At 40.6% G+C, this 21737-nt stretch carries 23 protein-coding genes; 16 read left to right on the top strand and 7 right to left on the bottom strand.

The features are described from left to right. Window positions 1-10 precede the first annotated feature (10 nt). Entirely contained in the window at window positions 11-826 is an 816-nt protein-coding gene (gene thiD / locus M595_RS09085; RefSeq protein WP_023065926.1) for a bifunctional hydroxymethylpyrimidine kinase/phosphomethylpyrimidine kinase, read from the top strand. Between the two features lie 29 nt (window positions 827-855). Here the strand turns inward: thiD and M595_RS09090 are convergent, their stop codons facing one another. Continuing rightward, complete coding sequence (locus M595_RS09090) at window positions 856-1290, bottom strand: late competence development ComFB family protein (RefSeq protein ID WP_238987048.1); 435 nt, start codon at window positions 1288-1290, stop codon at window positions 856-858. 125 nt (window positions 1291-1415) lie between these two features. Further along, window positions 1416-1796, bottom strand: coding sequence for a DNA sulfur modification protein DndE (gene dndE / locus M595_RS09095; protein WP_023065835.1), 381 nt, complete (start codon window positions 1794-1796; stop codon window positions 1416-1418). Between the two features lie 385 nt (window positions 1797-2181). Here dndE and M595_RS09100 point away from each other — a divergent pair, with 385 nt between their 5' ends. The 4 genes from M595_RS09100 (at window position 2182) to rnc (ending at window position 5604) form a co-directional block, all read left to right on the top strand. Beyond that, on the top strand, window positions 2182-3003 hold the full coding sequence (locus M595_RS09100; RefSeq protein ID WP_023065899.1) for a PHP domain-containing protein: 822 nt from the start codon (window positions 2182-2184) through the stop codon (window positions 3001-3003). Between the two features lie 100 nt (window positions 3004-3103). Further along, the gene (locus M595_RS09105; RefSeq protein WP_023065908.1) at window positions 3104-3511 is read left to right on the top strand and encodes a thiol-disulfide oxidoreductase DCC family protein; all 408 of its coding nucleotides are present in this window, start codon (window positions 3104-3106) and stop codon (window positions 3509-3511) included. 479 nt (window positions 3512-3990) lie between these two features. Further along, window positions 3991-4536: an NYN domain-containing protein gene (locus M595_RS09110; RefSeq protein ID WP_023065874.1), complete on the top strand. Its 546-nt coding sequence runs from the start codon at window positions 3991-3993 to the stop codon at window positions 4534-4536. 366 nt (window positions 4537-4902) lie between these two features. Beyond that, window positions 4903-5604: a ribonuclease III gene (rnc, locus tag M595_RS09115; RefSeq protein ID WP_023065933.1), complete on the top strand. Its 702-nt coding sequence runs from the start codon at window positions 4903-4905 to the stop codon at window positions 5602-5604. Between the two features lie 53 nt (window positions 5605-5657). Here rnc and M595_RS09120 read toward each other — a convergent pair whose 3' ends face one another. Continuing rightward, entirely contained in the window at window positions 5658-6575 is a 918-nt protein-coding gene (locus tag M595_RS09120) for a LysR family transcriptional regulator (RefSeq protein ID WP_023065864.1), read from the bottom strand. A 174-nt stretch (window positions 6576-6749) separates the two neighbouring features. Here M595_RS09120 and bicA point away from each other — a divergent pair, with 174 nt between their 5' ends. The 3 genes from bicA (at window position 6750) to M595_RS09135 (ending at window position 12590) form a co-directional block, all read left to right on the top strand. Further along, a complete protein-coding gene (bicA, locus tag M595_RS09125) occupies window positions 6750-8507 on the top strand; it encodes a bicarbonate transporter BicA (protein ID WP_023065844.1) in 1758 nt (585 codons plus the stop codon). A 346-nt stretch (window positions 8508-8853) separates the two neighbouring features. Beyond that, the gene (locus M595_RS09130) at window positions 8854-10218 is read left to right on the top strand and encodes a cation:proton antiporter (RefSeq protein ID WP_023065925.1); all 1365 of its coding nucleotides are present in this window, start codon (window positions 8854-8856) and stop codon (window positions 10216-10218) included. A gap of 263 nt (window positions 10219-10481) precedes the next feature. After that, complete coding sequence (locus M595_RS09135) at window positions 10482-12590, top strand: cation:proton antiporter domain-containing protein (protein WP_023065923.1); 2109 nt, start codon at window positions 10482-10484, stop codon at window positions 12588-12590. Window positions 12591-12732: 142 nt separating this feature from the next. On the opposite strand, the gene M595_RS09140 is transcribed toward M595_RS09135, so the two are convergent. Both M595_RS09140 and M595_RS09145 read right to left on the bottom strand, forming a co-directional pair. Next, window positions 12733-13026: a type II toxin-antitoxin system RelE/ParE family toxin gene (locus M595_RS09140; RefSeq protein WP_023065879.1), complete on the bottom strand. Its 294-nt coding sequence runs from the start codon at window positions 13024-13026 to the stop codon at window positions 12733-12735. A gap of 9 nt (window positions 13027-13035) precedes the next feature. Further along, on the bottom strand, window positions 13036-13290 hold the full coding sequence (locus M595_RS09145) for a ribbon-helix-helix domain-containing protein (RefSeq protein ID WP_023065834.1): 255 nt from the start codon (window positions 13288-13290) through the stop codon (window positions 13036-13038). A gap of 212 nt (window positions 13291-13502) precedes the next feature. On the opposite strand from M595_RS09145, the gene yhdJ reads away from it, so the two are divergent. Together yhdJ and M595_RS09155 are read left to right on the top strand one after the other, a co-directional pair. After that, window positions 13503-14390, top strand: coding sequence for an adenine-specific DNA-methyltransferase (yhdJ, locus tag M595_RS09150; protein WP_023065907.1), 888 nt, complete (start codon window positions 13503-13505; stop codon window positions 14388-14390). Continuing rightward, complete coding sequence (locus tag M595_RS09155; RefSeq protein WP_023065892.1) at window positions 14371-15522, top strand: hypothetical protein; 1152 nt, start codon at window positions 14371-14373, stop codon at window positions 15520-15522. Before yhdJ ends, M595_RS09155 begins: the two co-directional genes overlap by 20 nt. 119 nt (window positions 15523-15641) lie before the next feature. On the opposite strand, the gene M595_RS09160 is transcribed toward M595_RS09155, so the two are convergent. After that, complete coding sequence (locus M595_RS09160; protein WP_023065901.1) at window positions 15642-17222, bottom strand: photosystem II high light acclimation radical SAM protein; 1581 nt, start codon at window positions 17220-17222, stop codon at window positions 15642-15644. A gap of 379 nt (window positions 17223-17601) precedes the next feature. Here M595_RS09160 and M595_RS09170 point away from each other — a divergent pair, with 379 nt between their 5' ends. The 4 genes from M595_RS09170 (at window position 17602) to M595_RS09185 (ending at window position 19593) form a co-directional block, all read left to right on the top strand. Then, entirely contained in the window at window positions 17602-17994 is a 393-nt protein-coding gene (locus tag M595_RS09170) for a DUF1830 domain-containing protein (protein ID WP_023065868.1), read from the top strand. Window positions 17995-18221: 227 nt separating this feature from the next. Further along, a complete protein-coding gene (locus M595_RS09175; RefSeq protein ID WP_023065919.1) occupies window positions 18222-18812 on the top strand; it encodes a hypothetical protein in 591 nt (196 codons plus the stop codon). A 221-nt stretch (window positions 18813-19033) separates the two neighbouring features. Then, on the top strand, window positions 19034-19264 hold the full coding sequence (locus M595_RS09180) for a DUF433 domain-containing protein (protein WP_040483832.1): 231 nt from the start codon (window positions 19034-19036) through the stop codon (window positions 19262-19264). Beyond that, the gene (locus M595_RS09185; protein ID WP_023065927.1) at window positions 19261-19593 is read left to right on the top strand and encodes a DUF5615 family PIN-like protein; all 333 of its coding nucleotides are present in this window, start codon (window positions 19261-19263) and stop codon (window positions 19591-19593) included. Before M595_RS09180 ends, M595_RS09185 begins: the two co-directional genes overlap by 4 nt. A 32-nt stretch (window positions 19594-19625) precedes the next feature. Here M595_RS09185 and M595_RS31080 read toward each other — a convergent pair whose 3' ends face one another. Then, entirely contained in the window at window positions 19626-19766 is a 141-nt protein-coding gene (locus tag M595_RS31080; RefSeq protein WP_161809814.1) for a hypothetical protein, read from the bottom strand. Window positions 19767-19796: 30 nt separating this feature from the next. Between M595_RS31080 and M595_RS09190 the strand changes: the two genes are divergently transcribed. Together M595_RS09190 and M595_RS09195 are read left to right on the top strand one after the other, a co-directional pair. Then, on the top strand, window positions 19797-20531 hold the full coding sequence (locus tag M595_RS09190) for a hypothetical protein (protein WP_023065903.1): 735 nt from the start codon (window positions 19797-19799) through the stop codon (window positions 20529-20531). A gap of 480 nt (window positions 20532-21011) precedes the next feature. After that, window positions 21012-21713, top strand: a complete 702-nt coding sequence (locus M595_RS09195; RefSeq protein ID WP_238987045.1) for an ester cyclase — start codon at window positions 21012-21014, stop codon at window positions 21711-21713. Window positions 21714-21737 lie beyond the last annotated feature (24 nt).

Here is a 21737-nt window from a genome sequence, read left to right on the forward strand (position 1 = left end):
GTTACAATCCATGATTCCAGTCGCTCTCACCATTGCCGGATCAGATAGTGGTGGAGGTGCAGGCATTCAAGCCGATTTGCGAACCTTTGCCTTTCATTGCGTTCATGGCACCAGTGCTTTAACTTGTGTTACTGCTCAAAATACTTTGGGGGTTAATCGAGTCGATGCCCTCTCGCCCCAAGCCGTCGCTGACCAAATTACGGCGGTTGCTGAAGATATTGGGGTACAAGCGACGAAGACGGGAATGTTGCTCAACTCCGAGATTATTCAACAGGTTGTCGCGCAGGTTGAACAATGGCATCTACAGCCGTTAGTGGTTGATCCGGTGATGGTCTCCCGGACTGGAGCGCAATTGATTGATGATCAGGCAATTACGGCTTTGCGAGAAACTCTATTTCCCCATGCAACGGTGATTACACCCAATCGCTACGAAGCTGAAATTCTCACGGGGTTGAAAATACAAACCCTTGATCAGATGTATACTGCTGTTCAACAGATTTATGATCAACTGGGAGTCAAAGCGGTTTTGGTGAAGGGAGGAAGTTTAGAAGCGTCTTTGCGAGGAACAGATGTGTGGTTTGATGGCAAACAGCTTCAGACTCTACAAACTGAAATCATCAACACTTCCCATACTCATGGGACAGGTTGTACGCTTTCAGCCGCGATCACCGCTAACCTTGCCAAAGGACAAGATCTATTGACCGCTATCCAAGGTGCAAAGACTTACGTCACCCAAGCTTTACAATTTTCCCTGAGTATCGGTCAGGGTCAAGGTCCGGTTGGACATTTTTTTCCACTTCTCTCCCAGAGCCAATCTTTACTCTAGCTCCATCACGCCGAATCGGTAAATTTAATTTATCTAGCCGATCGTTGACCCGAGCGAGAAGAACGTTTTTGCTGCCAGTAATACGGATGAGAGGGTAATTCCTTTGGGGTTTCCACTTCTGCTGTATCACTGCGAATGGCACTTTCACCCATAACGTCCTCTTTTTCTTGAAAGAGAGGAGTTGTACTTCGTAGGGGATCACGCTGCACGGCGGCTAACGCTTGACGAACTGCCGTTTTGATCTTAACTTGATATTGGTCTCGGGCGCATTTTTGTTGATGCAGCCACCCTTCGCGGCTAGAGGCATAGAGAGTTGGCAGACGGTTAAGCGCGTAGGTTTCAACTTCAGATCGCTGAATGTACTGCGTTAACCGAGGAGACAAAAGAGCCATTTGACTTCTGACTTCCTCAGCCACCAAGTCTTCCATGATGTTGTGGTATTTTCTGCGTTGCTTCACTGACATAGTCGTCACCGAAAACCTTAGTGTATTGAGTATTTTGACTGAATTGGTGCTGATCTTTCCCTGTAGTCCACAAATCTACTGTGGATTATCTCTAATAACTGAGAAATGAACCTTTAGCGAGTCGATCATAAGGCTGTCTCGATCAACTCCTCGATTTCATTTACCTGACGTTCCTCGGCTAAATAGCCAATTCCACGATGCAGATGAAGACGAAGTTGTTCTGCGAGAGTTTGTCTATCTGTGCCTAAGCCGTCTTGACAACACCTATACTTCAAGGCAGTTATAAAGACATCAGACAGTTCACCGCCAAAGACCCGCCAAGTCATTTCGATCCCCTGATCAGCAGGTAATGAAACTGAAGAAGGTACAGTAGACTCTACAAGTGATAGACAAAAAGCCCAACGACAAAGAATATTCCACTGCTCGATCTTCGTTGTTCGCTTCAGCTTAATTAGCTGTTCTTTCGCTTCAGAGGAAAGACGAACTCGATCAACCGGTGGCTCCATAAGTTCCTAGGGTGAGTACAATCTCTACAAACCAGGAATTTACTGAAACCTGTTTGATCTCTATTATACAACGATTAAGTGTTTTGTCGGTAGACAGATGCGTCGTTTTTAACCTGAACATCTAGTATAAGATTGAAATGTTCAAAGTTTGATCTAAAGTTTGTTAAAAAGTTAACATTCTGTTCTGACAACTTTACGTTTAAAGACCCAGATGGTAGTTGTCAGCTTACTGATCTCCGTTAATTTGCGGAAGTACAAGTATATCTTTACTCAAGCTATCATAAAGCATACCCATCGATGGGTCAAGTCAATCACTAGAATTTGATTTGCTTTCTAGTCAATTCCTGAAACCTTACAAATCTTCTCTCCTACAACAGCCTCAAAAATGCTAGAACTTCATTGTCATACCACTTACTCCGATGGTACACTTACCCCCAGCGAACTGGTCGCTTTAGCCATGCAAGCCGGAGTCAAAGCCCTCGCCATCACCGATCACGATACTCTTTCAGGTTGGGAAGAAGCCTTTGCTGCTGCTGCTGACTTTGATCTGGAAATTGTTCCTGGGGTTGAACTCTCTACGGTTTACAACGAGCGTTCTTTACATATTTTGGGATTTTACCCCAATAAAAATAAACTCTATTCTCCCCTTAAAGAACGGTTAGAAGGACGCAAAAGACGCGCCCAATTAATTATTAATAAACTCGCTGAATTCGGTTATCCAGTTGAACTTCCCTCAATGGGTGAAGGAATTGCACCTTCTCGTCCTCATATTGCTACAGCTTTGGTCAAAGCCGGTTATGTTAAATCTTCCAAAGAAGCCTTTGAAAAATGGCTAGGAGATGATCAACCTGCCTTTGTTCAATATGAAAAATTTTCCACCGCAGAAGGGATTCAACTCTTACTCAATTGTGAAGCAATTCCGGTTTGGGCGCATCCTTATTTATTTCGAGGCGGTGAAGTTGAAACAGTGTTAAAAGATCTAGTTTCAGCCGGGGTATTGGGTCTTGAAGTTTATCATCCTAGTCATACCTCAAAACAAATTAAGCACTTAGAATCTTTGTGTGATGAATATGATTTACTGAAAACCGGAGGAAGTGACTTTCATAGCCCAAATTCTGATATCAGTCTCAACCAACTTCATTTACCCCTAGAGTTGCTAGACTCTATCAAAAAAGTTAGAAATCATGCCAGCTTAACAACAAACTGATTTTCAAAAGTTTGACTGGTTTTTTCACTCAGACTGAAGCCCAAAAAAATAGAAAAATCTGTAACAATTATAGTGTTAGTTTCTTTTTGACTCTCCCCCTATGACTTATCATGTGATTTACGATGGCAACTGCAATTTGTGTGTAACCTTAGTGCAGTTTTTAGAGAACTTCGATCAAGGTCAACAGTTTCAATATATCCCCATGCAAAATGAAGCTGAACTCAACCGCTTTGGGATTACATCAACTGACTGTAAACAGGGGATGATTTTAATTGATGATAACCATCCTCAGCGTCGTTGGCAAGGCAGTGATGCCGCCGAAGAAATTGGGAATTTATTACCCGCAGGCAATCTATTTGTGAGTGCGTATCGAGCATTACCGGGGTTGAAATGGACAGGTGATCGGGTTTATGAGCAAGTCCGCGATCACCGTTATCAGTGGTTTGGTCAACGTTCAAGCACCTACAATTCAGCTTACCCCAGTTGTGAGAGTTGTCAAAAAAATTAGGGGTTGCGCGATCGCGATCATTGAGTGTATAATACTGCTCATCAGTTAGCACTATTGTGGGCTGCTGTCTCACCGTCCGGAAAATTTCTGTATTGCTGGTATAGGTGTGTCAATTGGTTGTTACGTCAGGTCAGCCAAAAACTTAGATTGCAAGTTAATTAAAAGCTTTAATCTTCTGCAAAACCTAGTTTTTAAGGTCTGACTTAGCGTTACTACCCATGTACATACACATACTTACGGATACATATTGCGGGTCGTGAGACATTAGCTGACATATTGATGTAAAGTGTTCTGGCTTTGAATTTATCAGTTTCAAATGGAAATGCTAGATCTAAATTTAGATAGCATTCCTTTGAAGCAACCTTGATGATGACTTCTATTTTTTGGAAAGAAGCCATTAATTTTCGAGAATTTCATAACAGAATACTTCGTTAGTGCTAGGTGAGTTAACAAAAAATAACTCGACTAGGAGTAAACTAATGAAAGTCAAAAACAATGAGTCTAAAAACTCACAAAAGTCATTAGCAATAGCAATTTTTTTGGATTTTGAAAATGTATCTCAATTTTATATCGCCTCAGATTTGTTAAAATTTGCTCGTCAGCAAGGAAAAGTTGTGACTTCAAAAGCTTACAGTTGTAACTGGAATGAAAACCATAAAAGCCATCTTGAATTTAAAGGCTTTGAGTGTATTCAAGTAGACAATCCAGATAAAATTAAAAATGCAGTTGACTTTCAAATCGCAATAGACTGTTTTAAGCCAACAAGAACCAATTCTTACCCAGAGGTTATCATCTTAGTGACAGGAGATTGTTATAGTCAAATTATACAACAAAACTTGAAGTCAGAAAACAGAAAACTAATTGTACTTGCACGCCGGGGAAGTGATTGTCACTCTTTAAAGAAACAGGTTGATGAATTTTACTACATAGATCAACTTCCTGATTTAGTGAAAAATTTGGATTATGAAACTCTGCAAACAGAAGCTTACATTTGTTATGAAGATGCTGTAAACTGTTTAATATAATCCATTCAAACTGCGATCAAAAGCGGCAAATCAACAACCATCGGTTTGATTGCTAAATTAATGTGTAATAATTCCAAATTTCCCAACTATAAAAATGTTTCATCAATCCGAAAACCAGATGGTAGTAAATTTTCAAAGTTTACTAAATTTATTGATCGGGTGAGAGAGAAAGGAATTATACGCAAGGTTAATCAAGAGATATTTCTGATTAATGAAATAAAGGAAGATTAATTCTATCAACGTATTGATAAAAAAATCCTCACTGGGTTGTAGATCATCATTGTTTAATGATAAACTAACCAAAGTGAGGAAACAGAAAATTTTATTGATGATGTTAGGTTTTGCTGGATAACAAAGATATTGAAAATGGATAAACTACCAGAAATTAAAGATGAAAAACTGAGGTTGCGTGCTTTAACCCATCGTTCCTATGTCAACGAACATCCTGGAGACGGAAAAAATAACGAGCGCTTAGAATTCTTGGGAGATGCAGTCTTAGGGTTTGTGGTGGGGGAGTTACTTTATACTTATTATCCAGAAGAACTCAGTGAAGCCAAAATGACTCGTTTACGAGCCGCATTAGTTGATGAACAACAACTGGGAAAATTTGCGGAGCAACTCGGAATTGGTGAAATTATGCGACTGGGTAAAGGTGCGATCAAAGATGGAGGATATCAAAACCCGGCTTTGCTTAGTGATACCTTTGAAGCCTATATTGGAGCTTATTATTTAGATGCAGGAATAGAGAAAGTTCGAGAATTTATTATTCCTCTATTCACCAAAGTTGCTGATGAAATTCTGGGAATGCACACTGAAGAAAAAAATTCTGAACATTTAATTGATTCAAAAAATCGATTTCAGCAATGGGCGTTAGCCGAATTTGGAGAAAATCCCAAGTATTTTATTATTGATCAATCTGGCCCCGATCATGCCAAAGAGTTTATCGCAGAAGTGCGCGTCAGAGATCAAGTGTATGGTTTAGGACAAGGACGTCGTAAGCAAGATGCTCAAAAAAAAGCCGCAGAAGCAGCTTTAAAGAAATTGGGAATTTTAGACAGTGAATCGTGAACCGTAAGTCGTAAAATAGTTGTGAGTGAGAGTTTGTGTCATACCCAACTCAATTAAGCTCGCAGGGCTAACTTAGTGATGGGTTGAGTTTCTTCGATCAGATATTCGAGGAACGTCTGAGCAACCACAGAGAGATGTTTACCACCGAGATAAACAACATACCAGCGCCGCTGAATGGGAAAATGTTGGATATCTAAAATCGTTAATTCTTTGGATAGACTCTCCAAAACTAGCGTGTGTTTAGAGAGGACAGAAATTCCTAAGCCGCCTGCGATCGCGTGTTTAATGGCTTCATTACTACCAAGTTCTAGGCGAACCTTAACCTTAACCTTGTGTTTTTCAAGCAACTGTTGAACCGCTTGTCGAGTTCCAGAACCCGGTTCTCGCATGATGAATGCTTCACCCCGAAGTTGTTTGATCGAGACATTTTTCTGTTTGGCGAGGGGATGATCGTGTCGGGCGACAACAACTAAAGGATTATCCAAAAAAGGTTCTGTACAAAGATCGAGATCTTCTGGAGGTTGACTCAATATATAAAGATCATCTTGATTATCCTGTATTCGTCGAGTTATTTCTTGGTGGTTGTTCACCTGAAGTGAAATGTCAATACCGGGATACTTTTGACAAAACGAACCCAGGAGTCGAGGAACAAAATATTTAGCCGTTGTCACCACTGCCAGGCGAAGTTGTCCTTGCTTCATGCCTTTCAAGTCTGCCACTTTCATCTCAAAGTTATCTAGTTGTTTAAAAATGTCGTGACAGGTTGCAGATAACTCCCGGCCTGCTTGTGTGAGATAAAGTTGCTTACCAATTTGCTCAAATAACGGTAAACCAACAGCTTGAGCGAGTTGCTTGACTTGGCTAGAAACTGTGGGCTGAGTAATATATAACTCTTCGGCCGCTTTGGTAAAACTACCGTGACGAGCCACAGTTTCAAAGACTCGTAACTGATGTAGGGTTGCCTGGATCAAGAACTCCTCCTTTTTATAGGTATGGCTTGGAATCACTATAGGTAAATGAAATTTGAAAAAGGTTGCACTCTATTAAGACTTTTATGGTATGCTCACCATAGACTTTAGTCAATCAATTTTAGTATTCCGATAGACCTATGTCTATTTTAGCATTCACTCAGATTTCACTAACCCATGCAATTTACCAGGATTACAAACGAAATTAATTTCAGGTATCTAAAAGGTGACATATTTGGAGGAGTAACCGCCGCAGTTATCGCCCTACCGATGGCGCTCGCTTTCGGGGTCGCTTCTGGTGCGCCAGACGGAGCCGCAGTTGGCCTTTGGGGCGCTGTTTTGGTGGGTTTCTTTGCCGCCTTATTTGGAGGTACGCCGACTCTAATTTCCGAACCAACAGGCCCGATGACCGTTGTGTTCACGGCCGTCATTGCCAAACTCACCGCCGATAACCCCGAAACGGGGATGGCAATGGCTTTTACCGTTGTCATGTTGGCTGGAGTATTTCAGCTGGCGTTTGGGGCATTGAGACTGGGTAAATATATTACCCTGATGCCCTACACGGTAATTTCCGGGTTCATGTCCGGTATCGGTATTATCCTGATCATTCTTCAGATAGGGCCGATGCTCGGACAAGCCGGTCCGAAAGGTGGAGTGGTCGGAACCCTACAAAATATTCCCAGCTTGATAGCTAATATCAATCCGTTAGAAACCCTGTTGGGTGTGATTGCGATTGCCATTATCTTCTTCACTCCTGCTAAATTAAAGAAGATTGTTCCGCCTCAATTAAGTGCTTTAGTGATCGGAACACTGATTTCTCTATTATTCTTCCCGGAAGTAGATATTCGTCGCATCGGTGAAATTCCGATGGGTTTACCTCAATTACATCTGCCCGTATTCAGCCTCGACCAACTCAACACCATGTTAATTGATGGTTTGGTTCTGGGGATGCTCGGTTGTATTGACTCTCTGCTGACTTCTGTCATTGCCGATAGTTTAACTCAATCTCAACACAATTCCGATAAAGAACTTCTCGGTCAAGGACTTGGAAACCTCATCTCTGGAATTTGTGGCGGTTTACCGGGTGCAGGGGCAACAATGGGAACCGTTGTTAATATCCAAGCTGGGGGTCGCACTGCGGTTTCCGGTTTGACTCGCGCTCTGATTTTATTAGTTATCGTCCTGGCTGCTGCTCCCTTGACACAAGGTATTCCCCTCGCCGTTCTTGCAGGGATTGCCCTGAAAGTGGGTATCGATATTATCGACTGGAAATTCCTCAAACGCGCTCACAGACTTTCCTGGAAAGCTGCTGCCATCATGTATGGTGTGGTCTTGCTCACCGTCTTCTACGACTTAATTGTCGCGGTTGGTGTTGGAGTATTCATTGCCAATATGCTGACGATCAAACGTTTAGCTGATATCCAAGCCGAACAAGTCAAAGCCATTGACACACCCAACGATGAAGTGATGTCTAATGAAGAAGCCAAACAGTTAATGAAACAAGCCAAAGGTCAGATTCTCTTACTCGACCTCGGCGGCCCAATGAGCTTCGGTGCGGCAAAAGCTATTACTCAACGTCAAGGGATTTTAGATAACTATCAAGCGATTATTATTGACTTAAATCACGTTCCTCTGTTGGGTGTAACTGCAACCCTGGCGTTAGAGAAAATGATCGATAGCGCTTATAACAAATCCATTGATGTTTACATTGTCGGCGCTGAAAACAGTGAACATCAAATTAGAACCCGTCTACAACGCTTCAATATTTTGGATCGTTTACCCAAAGAAAATCGAGTAGCAACCCGAGTTGTTGCTCTGCGACGTGCTTTAGCAAGCATTAACGGTGAAATCATTGAACCTGAAAGCTATGACGAAGAAATGAATAGCTATCCTCCGGTTAATCCTACTGATGCTGCGACATTGCAAAAATCTTGATTGTCTAGCCCCGGTTTGTAACTCCGTGATATTCTCCCTCTTATCGGGGCTATTTCCTAATCTACTTGAGATCGATCTCAACTCTGGGGAAGGTAGAACTCTCTTCAACACTTAAAAAACAATTAATCATCAACTGAGTTTTTAAAGTTTCTGCTGTTTCTGCCTTCCAAACTTTTTACAATTTTTCTATCTATAATCATCTCCACAACTAAAACGTGAGAAGCTATTTTAAGGGCTGGTTGATCAATATTTGCTTCTAAGAAATTCAAAATAAAGATCAACTCGCTTTGTTCTGAAAACCAATTTATGATTCAATTGATTTAGATTGCTATTGTCTTGAAAAACTATGTTACACGACTTGAACATTCCCCAATCTTTTCCAATTTTTGCAACCGCTACAGAAGCTGAAAAGGCACCGCTGGTATTAACTTCTGTTCTCCTGAGTTTAGTCATTGTTTATATTGCCAGTAAATTAGGCGGAGAATTATCAAAACGCTTAGATTTACCCCCAGTTTTAGGTGAACTCATCGGCGGAGTGATTGTCGGAACTTCGGCATTGAACCTGTTAGTTTTTCCCGAAAGTGGTGCAACCGCTTCTGACTCTTTATTGATGACTTTTTTACAATCCATTAGTGATTTGAGTCCCGAATCAGTCACCTCAATTTTTGCCAGTCAAAGTGAAGTAGTTTCGGTTCTGGCTGAATTGGGTGTGATTATTCTACTGTTTGAAATTGGTTTAGAATCCGAACTGAGAGAACTTCAAAGTGTGGGTTATCAAGCGGCAGTTGTGGCAGTTGTGGGAGTAGTAGCACCTTTTGCAGCCGGGACGTTAGGACTAATGTATTTCTTTGGGGTTTCTGCAATTCCTGCTATTTTTGCCGGGGCTGCATTAACCGCAACTAGCATTGGCATTACCTCAAAAGTTCTCTCGGAAATCGGACATCTCAAATCAAAAGAAGGTCAAATTATTGTTGGGGCGGCTGTTATTGATGATGTTCTCGGGATTATTGTTTTAGCAGTTGTTGCTAGTTTAGCAAAAACAGGCGAGATAGACATTCTCAACGTTGTTTATCTGATTATTAGTGCTACAGCTTTTCTGCTCGGTTCCATTTTACTCGGGAAATTCTTTAATAAATCTTTTGTCTCAATTGCTGACATTTTACAAACCCGAGGACAGTTAGTAATTCCCGCTTTTACCTTTGCTTTCTTGATGGCATTTTTAGCCAACGCAATTCATTTAGAAGCTATTTTAGGAGCATTTGCAGCCGGATTAGTTCTCGATGAAACCGACAAACGCAAAGAACTCGATAAACAAGTTGTTCCAATTGCGGACATCTTAGTTCCTATTTTCTTTGTTAGTGTAGGAGCAAAAGCAGATTTAGGCGTATTAAATCCCGCAGTTCCCGCCAATCGTGAAGGACTGATTATTGCCACTTTCTTAATTGTGGTTGCGATTATCGGTAAAATTATTACAGGTTGGGCTGTAATTGGTCAGCCTCAGATTAACCGCTTGGCAATTGGGGTCGGGATGATTCCTCGGGGTGAAGTCGGTTTGGTCTTTGCGGGAATTGGTTCAGCCAGTGGTGTACTTGATAAACCCCTAGAAGCCGCTATCATTATCATGGTGATTATAACCACATTTATCGCACCGCCTTTTCTGCGGTTAGCTTTCAAACAGTCTGCACAGCCAGCCAAATCTAGTGTAGAGTAACAAGGGAACCCGTAAATTATTTTTGGTCTTATCTTTCACAGGAGGCTAGTGGATTATTTAGAATAATTTTCCATCCTACCCATGAATTAAAATTCAGTGATCACCGAACAGTATATCTTGTTAAAGCCTGTTCCTTGATTGCTGAATTTTAACTGTCTCTATCTGTGATCATCGAGTCTCAATAGACACAATATTGATCAGAGTTTTTTCGCTGATATAAGTTCATTAAATTTGTTTGATCTCTATTATTTTGAATAATTAGTATGGAAAATATTATCCAAGGTCTGCCGGATAGTCCAATTGTTACGTTTACAATTCTAATTCTCGTTAGTTTAACCATTCCTCCCATTTTTGAGAAGTTAAAACTACCGGGATTAGTCGGATTATTAGTCGCTGGAGTCGTTTTGGGAACCAACGGCTTTCAGCTACTTAATCCGGATTCCGAAACGATGAAACTCTTTGCGGATATCGGTAAAATTTATCTGATGTTTGTGGCGGGTTTAGAAATTGATTTAGAAGAATTTAGACGGAAAAAAGATCGGTCTCTGGGTTTTGGTTTAGCCACCTTTATTCTTCCCCTACTCACGGGAACTGGTGTGGGTTTGCTGTTTGGTTTTGGATTAAATGCTGCAATTTTAACGGGTTCGCTTCTGGCTTCCCATACCCTCCTCGGATATCCCATCGTTAACCGTTTAGGAGTTGTAAAAAACGAAGCCGTTACCGTAACTATTGGCGCAACAATTTTTACTGATATCGCCGCACTCCTGGTCTTAGCCATTTGTATTTCTATTTATGGCGGAGAATTTTCAGCCGCAACATTAATTATTCAACTCGGTGCTTTAGCGCTCTATTCTACTATAGTTTTAGTGGGATTAGATTGGGCCGGAAAAGAATATTTTCGCCGCACGGGAGACGAAGAAGGAAACCAATTTTTGTTTATTTTGTTGGCGGTTTTTCTGGCATCCGTCGGCGCCCAATTCATCAATATTGACAAAATTGTGGGGGCGTTTCTCACCGGACTCGCCGTTAATGATGTTTTGGGTCACAGTCCCGTCGAAGAAAAGGTTGAATTTGTCGGCAGTACCCTATTTATTCCCTTTTTCTTTATTCAGATGGGATTACTGATTGATGTTCCCGCTTTTATTAGTAGTTTAACCACTGAATTACCGTTAACTTTAGCGATTGTCGGTGGACTAATTGGGAGTAAATTTCTGGCGGCTTTTGCAGCGAAGCTTCTCTACAACTATAACTGGAATGAAGCCCTAACCATGTGGTCGCTTTCCCTTCCTCAAGTGGCGGCAACTTTAGCAGCAGCTTTAGTCGGAGTTAATGCGGGTCTTCTCAGCCAAGAAGTCTTTAACAGCGTGATTGTTTTGATGCTTGTCACATCAATTCTTGGCTCAGTTTTAACCGCTCGTTTCGCAAGAGATTTAACCATTCCCAAAGCAGATTTAGAACCTCAAACCGAAGAATGGACGTTAGGAATAGAACCGCTTGAACCGTCCGAAATACAACAGTCAGACGGTAAATTTACCGTGTGTAAACTCAAACATCGCTTTACCGTTTTAGTTCCAATTTATAATCCCCTATCCCAACGTTATCTCATCGAAATGGGAGCGTTATTGGCGCGTCACGAGTCGGGAATAATTGTGCCTGTATCCATTACTCAAGCCCACGTTCACATGGACGAACCCCAGTTAGGTATCGCCCTAGAACAAAGCGATAAGCTATTAGAAAGAGCCGTAGAAGTTGCCAAAGAATTTAAAGTCGAAGCCAAGCCAAAAGTTAGAATAGACGACGATATTGCCGAAGGAATTAGTCGGACGGCTCGTGAACAAAATGCCAATTTAATTGTTATGGGTTGGAGTGATTCCACCACCAGTTTAAGAGCGCGATTATTTGGCAGTTTGGTTGACAATGTATTTTGGTCTTCTCACTGTCCGGTGGCGATGGTAAAACTATTAGATGAACCGATTAATATTCGTCGGATTTTAGTCCCTGTTAAAAATATTACACCTGAAGCTATTAGAACCCTGCGTTTTGCTCAAATGTTTGCGGATACCAACCAGGCGAAAATAGCCCTTTTACACGTCTGCGATCGCGGAACACCCCCAGAACAAATTACTAAGTTTGAGTCAGAAATGGCGGATGTTTTAACTCAAGGTGGCCCCCAAGTTCAGGCGAGAATTAAAACCGTTGCTTATGATGATGTTTCCAAAGTCATTGTCAGAGCCGCCCAATCTTTTGATTTGGTTGTTTTGCGTTCAATGCGGCGTCGAACTGCGGGAGGTTTAGGGGTAAGTAATGTAACATCTGAAGTGATCAAACAACTCACCTGTTCTATTGTTTTGTTTGGAGAACCCCACACTTAAAAACATATTAGGAGTAGGGTGCATCAGATAATCAACTAAAAAATTCAACCCAAGTGGTTGCAGTCTAATACACCCTACAATAACTGAAAATTATAAAGGTTAAAACAATTTAAGCAACCTTTCTTACCCCCAATCTTCGCAACTATTCCTGAAAAAAGGAAGGAAAATTTCGACGACCACTTAAAACCCGCAATATTTCAACCCCATCGTCTAATAAGCGATAAAAAATGATATAACCCTTGAACGATAATCCTCGAAGATCGGGACGAATTTCTGCATAGCTTTTACCCAAATTGGGAAAATTAACCAATTGTTGACACCTGCGATTAAACTCACGAAAAAATTCCTCGCCTGCCGCAACATTATTGTTGGCAAAATACTCCGCAATGTCATTGATATCGCGGCTGGCTAAAATATTAATAACATAGCGACTCATAGTTATATCCTAATTGGCTGGATTAAACCGTTCTAAAATTTCATTGATAAAAGTTTCTCCATCAAGGGGTGGGGTTTCCTCAGAAGCGGATATCGCAGCATCAATTTTCGTTCCCACGTCTTCGATCCATTCAGCCTCAGCCTGTTCCCAAACCTCCAGCAGTCGCAACGCCTTTGAAACAACTTCTTCAGAGGTTTGATATTTCCCCGATTTCAGCTTGCTTTGAATAAATTGTTCTTGGTCAGAGGTGAGATTGATACTCATGGTATGATTAAAATAGGGTTCATCCTAATCATAGCTCATCTAGTTTATCATCAGTTTTGAGAGTTCAATTGATTGTCGGGTGGGTGAGATCAAAGATGTGTTAATTCTCATGTAAATTCTCGACTTTCACCCACCCTACCGGATACACGCCGAACAGTGTAAAATATGTAAAGTTAATGGTAGTTCCGCACAGCTTTTGTCAATAAATACTAATGTTTGAACGATATGCAGATGATCAACATACTCTATTTCATGGGGACGCCCTTCAGATTTTGTCTGATGAGATTTCTTCTAATTCAGTAGATCTGATTTTTCTCGATCCTCCTTACAACATTGGAAAGCGTTTTTCAAATTTCTACGACAAATGGGAATCCGAAGAAAAGTATGCAAATTGGGCTTACAAAATGCTAGATCAATGCCTTCGGGTATTGAAGCCGAACGGCACATTATATGTTATGACAAGCACTCAAGCAATGCCCTACTTTGACCTTTATTTAAGGCAAAAAACGGTAATTTTGAGCCGCATTGTTTGGCATTATGATAGTTCTGGAGTTCAAGCCAAAAAATACTTCGGATCGATGTATGAACCCATACTTCACTGTGTTAAAGACAAGAATAATTATATTTTTAATTCAGATGATATTAAAATAGAAGCCAAAACAGGCGCCCAACGAAAATTGATTGATTACAGAAAATCCGTTCCCTGCCAATACAATACAGAAAAAGTACCCGGTAATGTCTGGTATTTCCCCCGTGTTCGCTATCGAATGGAAGAATATGAAAATCATCCTTCACAAAAACCCGAAGCATTGCTAGAAAGGATTATTCTTGCCAGTAGCAATCAAAATAGCTTGGTACTCGATCCCTTTGCAGGAACTTTTACATCTGCTGCGGTAGCCAAACGCTTGGGGCGGATTTCTACCAGCATAGAATCCCAAGAAGAATACCTAAAAATTGGTCTGAGACGGGTTCTAGGATGGAAAGAATACAAAGGAGAAAAGTTATTACCTCCCTCTAAAAATCATACCCCAAAAAATAAAAAGAGCCAAGAAAAAAACTTTATACAAAAGAGCCTTTTCGATGCCGATAGTACAGCATGAATTTACCAAACGGATTCTTGAAATTTTAAATTATTACTTTCCAAACCGGGGAGATATAGTTTTAAACTCTAGTGAGTTATTGCAATATCTCAATATTAAAACCAAAGCTGCAAATCGAGGATCTAAATCACGAGCAGGATTCGCAAATCATTACGCTATCTATGTTTTAGTTGAAGACTATCTTAATAATGAGTTTCACATTAAGGGTGGATATGATGAGTATGAAGGCGCTCAGTTTATCCAACTTTTTCGCAGACAAAGAGAACTTCCGTTTGGCAACAAGCTACAAAATCATGCACTAAATCATCGACTCAATCAAGAATTTAAAAAATATTTCCCTACCTTATCTTATGTACCTATAATTAGAGATGCCAAAACGAATCGATATTGGATTAACGAAAATCTGATCAAAATATATATTGACGGCAATCAAATCAATATTGCTGAGGCGATTATAGACATTATTAATGCTTATGTTACCGCACGCAGACAAGCATTTAACGAGTTTATGATCTATTGTCAACAAATGATAGATATTCAACAACAAGATCCTTTACGAGCAATTGAATTTATTCGGAGTTTGTTAAGACCAAATATAGATGCAAGAGTTTTTGAAATAGTCAGCTATGCAATTTTAAAAGAGTATTACGGAGATCAAAAAATATATTGGGGATGGTCTCTTGATGAACTCAATGCTGAATATTTGATTTTGTATAAAACGGGTCGTACCAACGCAAATGATGGGGGTATAGATTTTGTTATGAAACCTCTCGGTCGATTCTTCCAAGTCACAGAAACAATTGACGCTGGAAAATATTTCTTAGATATTGATAAGGTGCAGAGATATCCGATTACTTTTGTTGTTAAAACTGACCAGAGAACAGAAGAAATTTTAGTTAAAGTTGAAGAACAAGCTAGAGCAAGATATAATATTAAAGCGATTGTCAGCAGATATTTAGAATGTATAGAAGAAGTAATAAATATCCCCGAATTAATAGAACGTTTTAACTCGGTTTTAGAACGGGGTCAAGGGGGAGCAGTTATTCAAGAAATCGTTTTACAGAGTCGTATTGAGTTTAATGTAGAGTCGGAAACCCAGGATATTCTCATTTATGATGATACAGTACAGTAGGAGTTTTGGGCGCTCTTGCTTGCGCCCCTACTATCGCTCAAATTAGGAGTAGGGTGCATCAGATAATCAACTTAAAAATTCAATCCAAGCACTTCGGTCTGATACACCCGACGACAATTTTAACTCGCACTAACAAGCTGTTTTTTGTTCGTTTTTTCGGGTTCAATAGGCGCACTCAACGCTTCTTCTAACGGCGCACAACCCAACCTTTCTTCGAGAATATTCATCACTTCTCGGCCAAAATCGTAGGGATTTCGTTGCCAAGCTTCCAGACAAACTTCTCCAAAAAACGACCCCAACGGTTCGGGATTCCATAACAGCTTTCTCGCCGTCCAAGGCATTAAACTCATGGGATTATAATCGGGATTAAGCATATCCTTTTCAAAGGCATATTCTTCTAAATGGGTGTGCGGTTGTAACCCAATAAAGAAAATCGCAGGTTCGACTTTATCCGCCCCGAAAATCTTTTCTAATTCCCGGTGATAGGCTAATGTTTGGCGAATAGTTTCAAAAGTTTCATCAATCACATTAAACGAATAATTCACCGAAACTAAATCGTTAAACCCTGCGGCTTTTAAATCCCGGCAATTTTCCAAAACCACCCGCAAATTATACCCCATTCGCATTTTCCGAACCAATTCTTGAGAACCGCTCGTAATGCCTATTTCAAAATAATTCATCCCGGTTTTGACCATCAAATCGCACAACTCGGGAGTTAAATTATCCGCCCGAATATAAGCCGCCCAGTGAATATCATCCATCCCCGCATCGAGAACTTTTTGTAACAGTTCCACCGCATCATTAATAAACCGACGAGCCGGGATAAATTGAGCATCCGTAAACCAAAAATTGCGAATTCCGCGATCGTAAAGTTGCTTCATTTCCGCGACAACTTCATCTGCGGGATTAATTCGGACTTGTTTCCCTTCAATCACCGTATAAACACAATAGCAGCAATTGTGAGGACAGCCCCGCTTGGTTTGCACTCCAATATAAAAATCTTGGTCTTGGAAATAATATTCAAACTCGGGCCAAATACTTTCGATGTAATTGTAATTGCAGGCGGTTTTTTCTAACGGAGTTGGCTTTTCGTGTATCATGCGATCGCGAGGCGTTGTTTGTCCAACAACATAACAGCGTTCATCACTTAAACTTTGTCCCCGTAATAGCTTTTCAAGTAACGTTTCACCCTCTCCCACCGAAACAATAGTCCCAGTCGGAAGACTGCGCCCCAATTGTTCGTAAAAGACGCTGACTGCTCCTCCACCGACAACAACACTAGCTTGAGGGTTATAGGTTTGGGCGCGTTTGAGTCCTCGCTTAATTAAACCCTGGTTGCGCCAGAGTTCAGTATAGTAGGAAGCGGCTAACCGTAGCCCCCCTAAGGCCCCTCGGAGTTTTGTCAGGGGATTTTTAGCGTAGTAAAATTCAAAGGCATTTTGCAGGGGATTTCCGCCGCGTCCACCTACGGGTGCGTAAATTTGAATATCTCGCCACGAAAATACTAATAATGTGGGTTTAAACTCATCTACACAAGCATCTAAGGCTGAACGGTAGTCTAAGGGAGGAATCGCGCCTAAATCAAAGATTCGCTGCTGTACGTCGGGAAACAGCTTGTGAACATGATCAGCCAGGTAAACCACTCCAATGGGAAAGATGGGATTACAAGGGAGGCGAACGTAAAGGATTTTGTTGTCCATAATTTTGCGAAAGGATCTTTACTCTAACGACAGTCTAACGACAAGCTTTAACGGCGTTTTATTTATATAACTTAACAATATACTGGAATTTTTTGATTTTAGGAGGGGTGATTATGAAAATCTTTAAAACTTTCTAAAGATGAGTTACGGAGATGCTAAGAGGGGATTTACTCGCGTCTGTCTTGATTTTAAAGCATTACCCACAAGATTGGGTAATTTCCCCCAAAGACAGGCAAAACCCTTGAATTTTATCAGAAATCCGCGATTTACGAATGAGTATGAAAACGGATTGGTAGTCGCGTTTACAACTAACAGGGATCAGCAAGTGTTAGCTTGGCAATAAGTCCTACAACTTGTACACCAAAGCTCCTTAGCAGTCATGGCTCAAATTCTTGATCCCCTACCATCTAACGTCTCTAGTCAGATTCTTTGTTGCTACGTTAATGCAACCAGCCAAATCCAAATCGCTCGTATTAGCAACATTGCCAATTGGTATTTTGAGCGAGTCGTATTTCCGGGACAGCGTTTATTGTTTGAGGCTTTATCAGAGGCTCTGTTAGAAATTCACACCGGCAGTATGGCCAGTGCTATTCTGTCAGATCGGATTCCTTGCACTCGTCTTCAGATTGATCAAAATGCTCCGAGTAGCGTTCCGACAGAAGATACTCATCCCTCTCAAGCCGCGCAAGCTTATCATCAGCGAGTAATGTCGCAAACGCGTCAACCTGTTCCTGAGTCTTTAGCAACACCCGCTTTAACTGCTGTTGACTAGATTCGGAACAAAAACCTTTTTTAAAATCTCCTATCTAGCTAAAAAGTTCCACTTTTAACACAATAACCTTGAAATCATCTTTGACACTCCTTGCACTTCCAACGGACTAACTTATATTTTTCCTTGAGAAGTGCGGGGTGTCATAAATTATGGAACAAGGAGAGCAGGGGATTGAAGAAACGAAAAATGGATTATCGTGTAGAGTAAAGGATTAAATCTAATGACACATGGAATCTAACGCTGTTGTTTCATCAGATTCACGCCATTCATCCCCATCTCTGAATGTTGTTTTTCATATTTCTCCGATTATTCGGATCACCCTACTGGGGTTGTATACAGCATTAATGTTGCCTTTGCCTTTCTTATCTCAAGCGGTCGATGCACCTGTATCTCCTAACGTATTGTGGATCGGAATTAGTTTAGGCGCGATTATTGTTTATGCCGCAATGACTGAACAAGTCATCGTTGATGACCAACAAATTCAGGTGACTTATCCTCGTTGGGTTAAGCCTGTTTTTCGTAAAGGTTGGTCTTTACCTTGGAATGAAGTCAAAGCACTCAAACCCCGCACAACAGGACAAGGAGGACTGGTTTATTATTTTCTCAGTCAGTCTGGACAGGGGTATTTACTCCCAATGCGAATTGCTGGGTTTGCTCAACTGGTCAGAATTGTACAGCAAAAAACAGGAATTGATACAACCGATGTTCGCCCTCTCGCTCAACCTTGGATGTATTTTATCCTATTTGGGTTTACGTTGCTCTTGTTTTTGGTTGATATTTGGACAGTTACAACTGCCTTTTCTGTTGGTCTTCCTTAACAACAAACGGGGACTAATAAACAGTAATTTTAGTTTTGGCGATCGCACAACTCAAAAAGTGCGATCGCTATTCGTTTAATTATTGTATGGACATTAGAACAATAGGTTGGAGTTTCTTGATGTCAACCCAAGCGATAAGGAAAGGCGATCGCACTAGACCAGAACACTACAAACACAAGAAGCTAGGTTAAACTGATTCTAGAAATGTTAAACTAACTGCCATGAGCTATCGCCATATCATTACTATCCAGCCAGGTAAACGAGGTGGAAAGCCCTGTATCAGACAAATGCGAATTACCGTTTATGATGTTTTGGGCTGGTTAGCCGCAGGTATGTCTCATGCAGAAATTTTAGATGACTTCCCAGAGTTAACAGAGGAAGATATTAGGGCTTGTCTTGAATTTGCTGCTGATCGTGAACATCGTTTAATTGCAGTAGTTGGTGAAAGTTGAAACTACTTTTTGATCAAAATCTGAGTCGTAAATTAGTAAACCGACTAGCTGATCTTTTTCCAGATGCGAGTCACGTTCAGTTTCACAACCTTACAGATGCAGATGATAGCGAAATTTGGGAATTTGCTAAGATTCAAGGATTTTGTATTGTGACTCAGGATGCTGACTTTGCAGAAAGAAGTCGTCTTTACGGTTCACCACCAAAGGTAATTTGGCTGCGGTGTGGGAATACACAGACAAACAATGTAGAAGCAATTCTTCGCTCTGGTGCAGACGCTATTCAAGAATTACTCGATAATTCTATTTTAGATTGTCTTGAGCTTTATTAATCAACGAATTTTCAACTCACACTTTGTTATAGTTATGCGATCGCCATTCGTTTAATCATTGTGTTGAAATCTGTTGGGTTTCCTGATATCAACCCCAACCGACAAGGAAAGGCGATCGCTACAGTTCGGCGATCGCTTAAAGTGTATAATTGGGGGAGTTCTGCAACTGACACCAAAAATTCAACACTTTTCAAGAGAAGATTATGTCAGAAATGCCATCAATTCAGGATAAGCTGAAAACAGTTTGGGGAAATGTTGATAATATTTTTCTACCGAATGACTCTTGGTGGAATGATGATGATAAATGTCATAAAATTCAAGAAAAGTTGTCTAACTTAAACCCCGAACACGAAAAAACATCTGAACATATTGATCTAGTCTATAAAGTTCTCAGTCGGGGTGTCAATCTTACCCAAGCCGCAATTGATTGGGAACATCCAGCCATTGGTTCAGAGAGAAATTTCACAGGTAAAGCCAGAGGAATTCAATGGCGATTGGTAATCGCTTACAGTGGATTTGAGATTTCAACAAAAGGATTGATTAATAAATTAGAAGGTCAACTCAACGTCGAGGATTTTAAATCGCTAATTAATAAATGTCAATCTAATCTTCCCAATTATTCCCCATTAAATCCCCCTGCTTCTGATAGTAGTAAAAGTTTGGAAAAGTGGTTAAGTAAAGAAGAAGAATCAATTGCAAAATTTCTAGGCTTGAGATCCAAGGATATACACGCGCTCAAAGATTGGATGCTTAAGTCTCGTCCCATTCAGACCTGGGAAGATGCGTTCTTTCTCGCTAAAGCTTTTAGAAATTGTACAACTCATGGATTTCTGGTTCCTCGTAAAGTGCAAGATTGGAAGCTGAAGCCAATTTTCAAGGTGTTGACGGAGAATTTAGCAGAAATTTTGATTGCAGCCTTAGAAAAAATAGAGTCTTGAGTACATCTAAAAAAAGATCTTGACAACCTTTGGCTTAATCCTGTATATTTAAAATGTTAATTTTAAACTCTGCTGTCCGTAAGGGTTGTGACTCAGAAAGTTAAGTCTATATCAGTAGACTGATAACTAGGTTTTACCTTCTTAGTGGCAACGACAGTATGGATATCCGAGTTTAAAATTTTCCCCACTTCATGCGTTCAAGAGGCTGTAGATTAACTGAAGACAGCCCTAGTAAAGTTTAAAGCAACAATCTATAAATTATTAAGTGTTATTGGGTTTTGTGCATTAACCCAATGTAGATTGAAATAAGGCTCATAATTTTTCTATTTTGTGCATCTGTAGGGGTGCAAGGATTGCGCTCTGACTGTCATCCTGACTATGGAGAAATTTTTGGTCACTGTAAAACATTATTTTAACCTAAAATTGTGATAATTTTAACTAAAACTTACAGGATATATTGAGCAAAATAGGAAAGACGTTTTGACTAAAAAAGAATTAACCGATTCCATGAGTTCTAACCAATCTTCCGATCTTCCCCTGTGGGTTAATGACCGAGAAACCGTAATTGCTAACGATACCGGAGTTGAATGGCGAGGCGGAGAACGACCAGACTATTCTCATACCAATCAATATCTCTACAAAGAAAGTCAATACAATCATCAACAAGGATCTTTAGCTGCAATTGCGGAAAACTTAGTCCGAACTTTTGAGTTAGAAGCCACAAATAAAGTTAACCCTCAACAGTGGTTATCAATTGTTCAAGATCAGTTTAGAATGAGAGCCAACGGCGGGCCAGAATACACCGCAGAAGACGTTTCCCGAGCCGGAACTTATAATTTATTCATGGGAGAAACTGAGCATTACAGTTCAGCAGCAGAAAGCTTTGAATCTTCTTTTCAAGTATTTCATAAAGCCTTTCCAAATGGTTTTCTTTGGGAAGTCACAGAAGTCTTAGCAGGGCCTCCGAATGTTACCTTTAAGTGGCGCCATTGGGGAACCTTTAACGGCCCGTTCAAAGACCACGCACCCACCGGAGAAATGCTAGAAATTGTCGGGATGAGTATTGCTCGGGTGACGGATGATTTAAAAATCGTTTCTTTAGAACATTTTTTTGATAATAGTGCATTTCTGCAAAAACTCACAAGCGGTTGTCCGTTCCATGCTCAACAGTCTTCTGATTGAACTCGACAAAATTTCCCCCGTTTG

The sequence above is a fragment of the Lyngbya aestuarii BL J genome, assembly GCF_000478195.2.
Classification (GTDB): Bacteria; Cyanobacteriota; Cyanobacteriia; order Cyanobacteriales; family Microcoleaceae; genus Capilliphycus; species Capilliphycus aestuarii.

Coding starts and splice junctions, on each gene's coding strand:
- yhdJ (WP_023065907.1), top strand. CDS start 13,503: ATGTTTGAACGATATGCAGATGATCAACATACTCTATTTCATGGGGAC.
- M595_RS09130 (WP_023065925.1), top strand. CDS start 8,854: ATGTTACACGACTTGAACATTCCCCAATCTTTTCCAATTTTTGCAACC.
- bicA (WP_023065844.1), top strand. CDS start 6,750: ATGCAATTTACCAGGATTACAAACGAAATTAATTTCAGGTATCTAAAA.
- M595_RS09175 (WP_023065919.1), top strand. CDS start 18,222: ATGGAATCTAACGCTGTTGTTTCATCAGATTCACGCCATTCATCCCCA.
- rnc (WP_023065933.1), top strand. CDS start 4,903: ATGGATAAACTACCAGAAATTAAAGATGAAAAACTGAGGTTGCGTGCT.
- thiD (WP_023065926.1), top strand. CDS start 11: ATGATTCCAGTCGCTCTCACCATTGCCGGATCAGATAGTGGTGGAGGT.
- M595_RS09160 (WP_023065901.1), bottom strand. CDS start 17,222: ATGGACAACAAAATCCTTTACGTTCGCCTCCCTTGTAATCCCATCTTT.
- dndE (WP_023065835.1), bottom strand. CDS start 1,796: ATGGAGCCACCGGTTGATCGAGTTCGTCTTTCCTCTGAAGCGAAAGAA.
- M595_RS09100 (WP_023065899.1), top strand. CDS start 2,182: ATGCTAGAACTTCATTGTCATACCACTTACTCCGATGGTACACTTACC.
- M595_RS09110 (WP_023065874.1), top strand. CDS start 3,991: ATGAAAGTCAAAAACAATGAGTCTAAAAACTCACAAAAGTCATTAGCA.
- M595_RS09180 (WP_040483832.1), top strand. CDS start 19,034: ATGAGCTATCGCCATATCATTACTATCCAGCCAGGTAAACGAGGTGGA.
- M595_RS09140 (WP_023065879.1), bottom strand. CDS start 13,026: ATGAGTCGCTATGTTATTAATATTTTAGCCAGCCGCGATATCAATGAC.
- M595_RS09155 (WP_023065892.1), top strand. CDS start 14,371: ATGCCGATAGTACAGCATGAATTTACCAAACGGATTCTTGAAATTTTA.
- M595_RS09090 (WP_238987048.1), bottom strand. CDS start 1,290: ATGTCAGTGAAGCAACGCAGAAAATACCACAACATCATGGAAGACTTG.
- M595_RS09170 (WP_023065868.1), top strand. CDS start 17,602: ATGGCTCAAATTCTTGATCCCCTACCATCTAACGTCTCTAGTCAGATT.
- M595_RS09105 (WP_023065908.1), top strand. CDS start 3,104: ATGACTTATCATGTGATTTACGATGGCAACTGCAATTTGTGTGTAACC.
- M595_RS09145 (WP_023065834.1), bottom strand. CDS start 13,290: ATGAGTATCAATCTCACCTCTGACCAAGAACAATTTATTCAAAGCAAG.
- M595_RS09190 (WP_023065903.1), top strand. CDS start 19,797: ATGTCAGAAATGCCATCAATTCAGGATAAGCTGAAAACAGTTTGGGGA.
- M595_RS09135 (WP_023065923.1), top strand. CDS start 10,482: ATGGAAAATATTATCCAAGGTCTGCCGGATAGTCCAATTGTTACGTTT.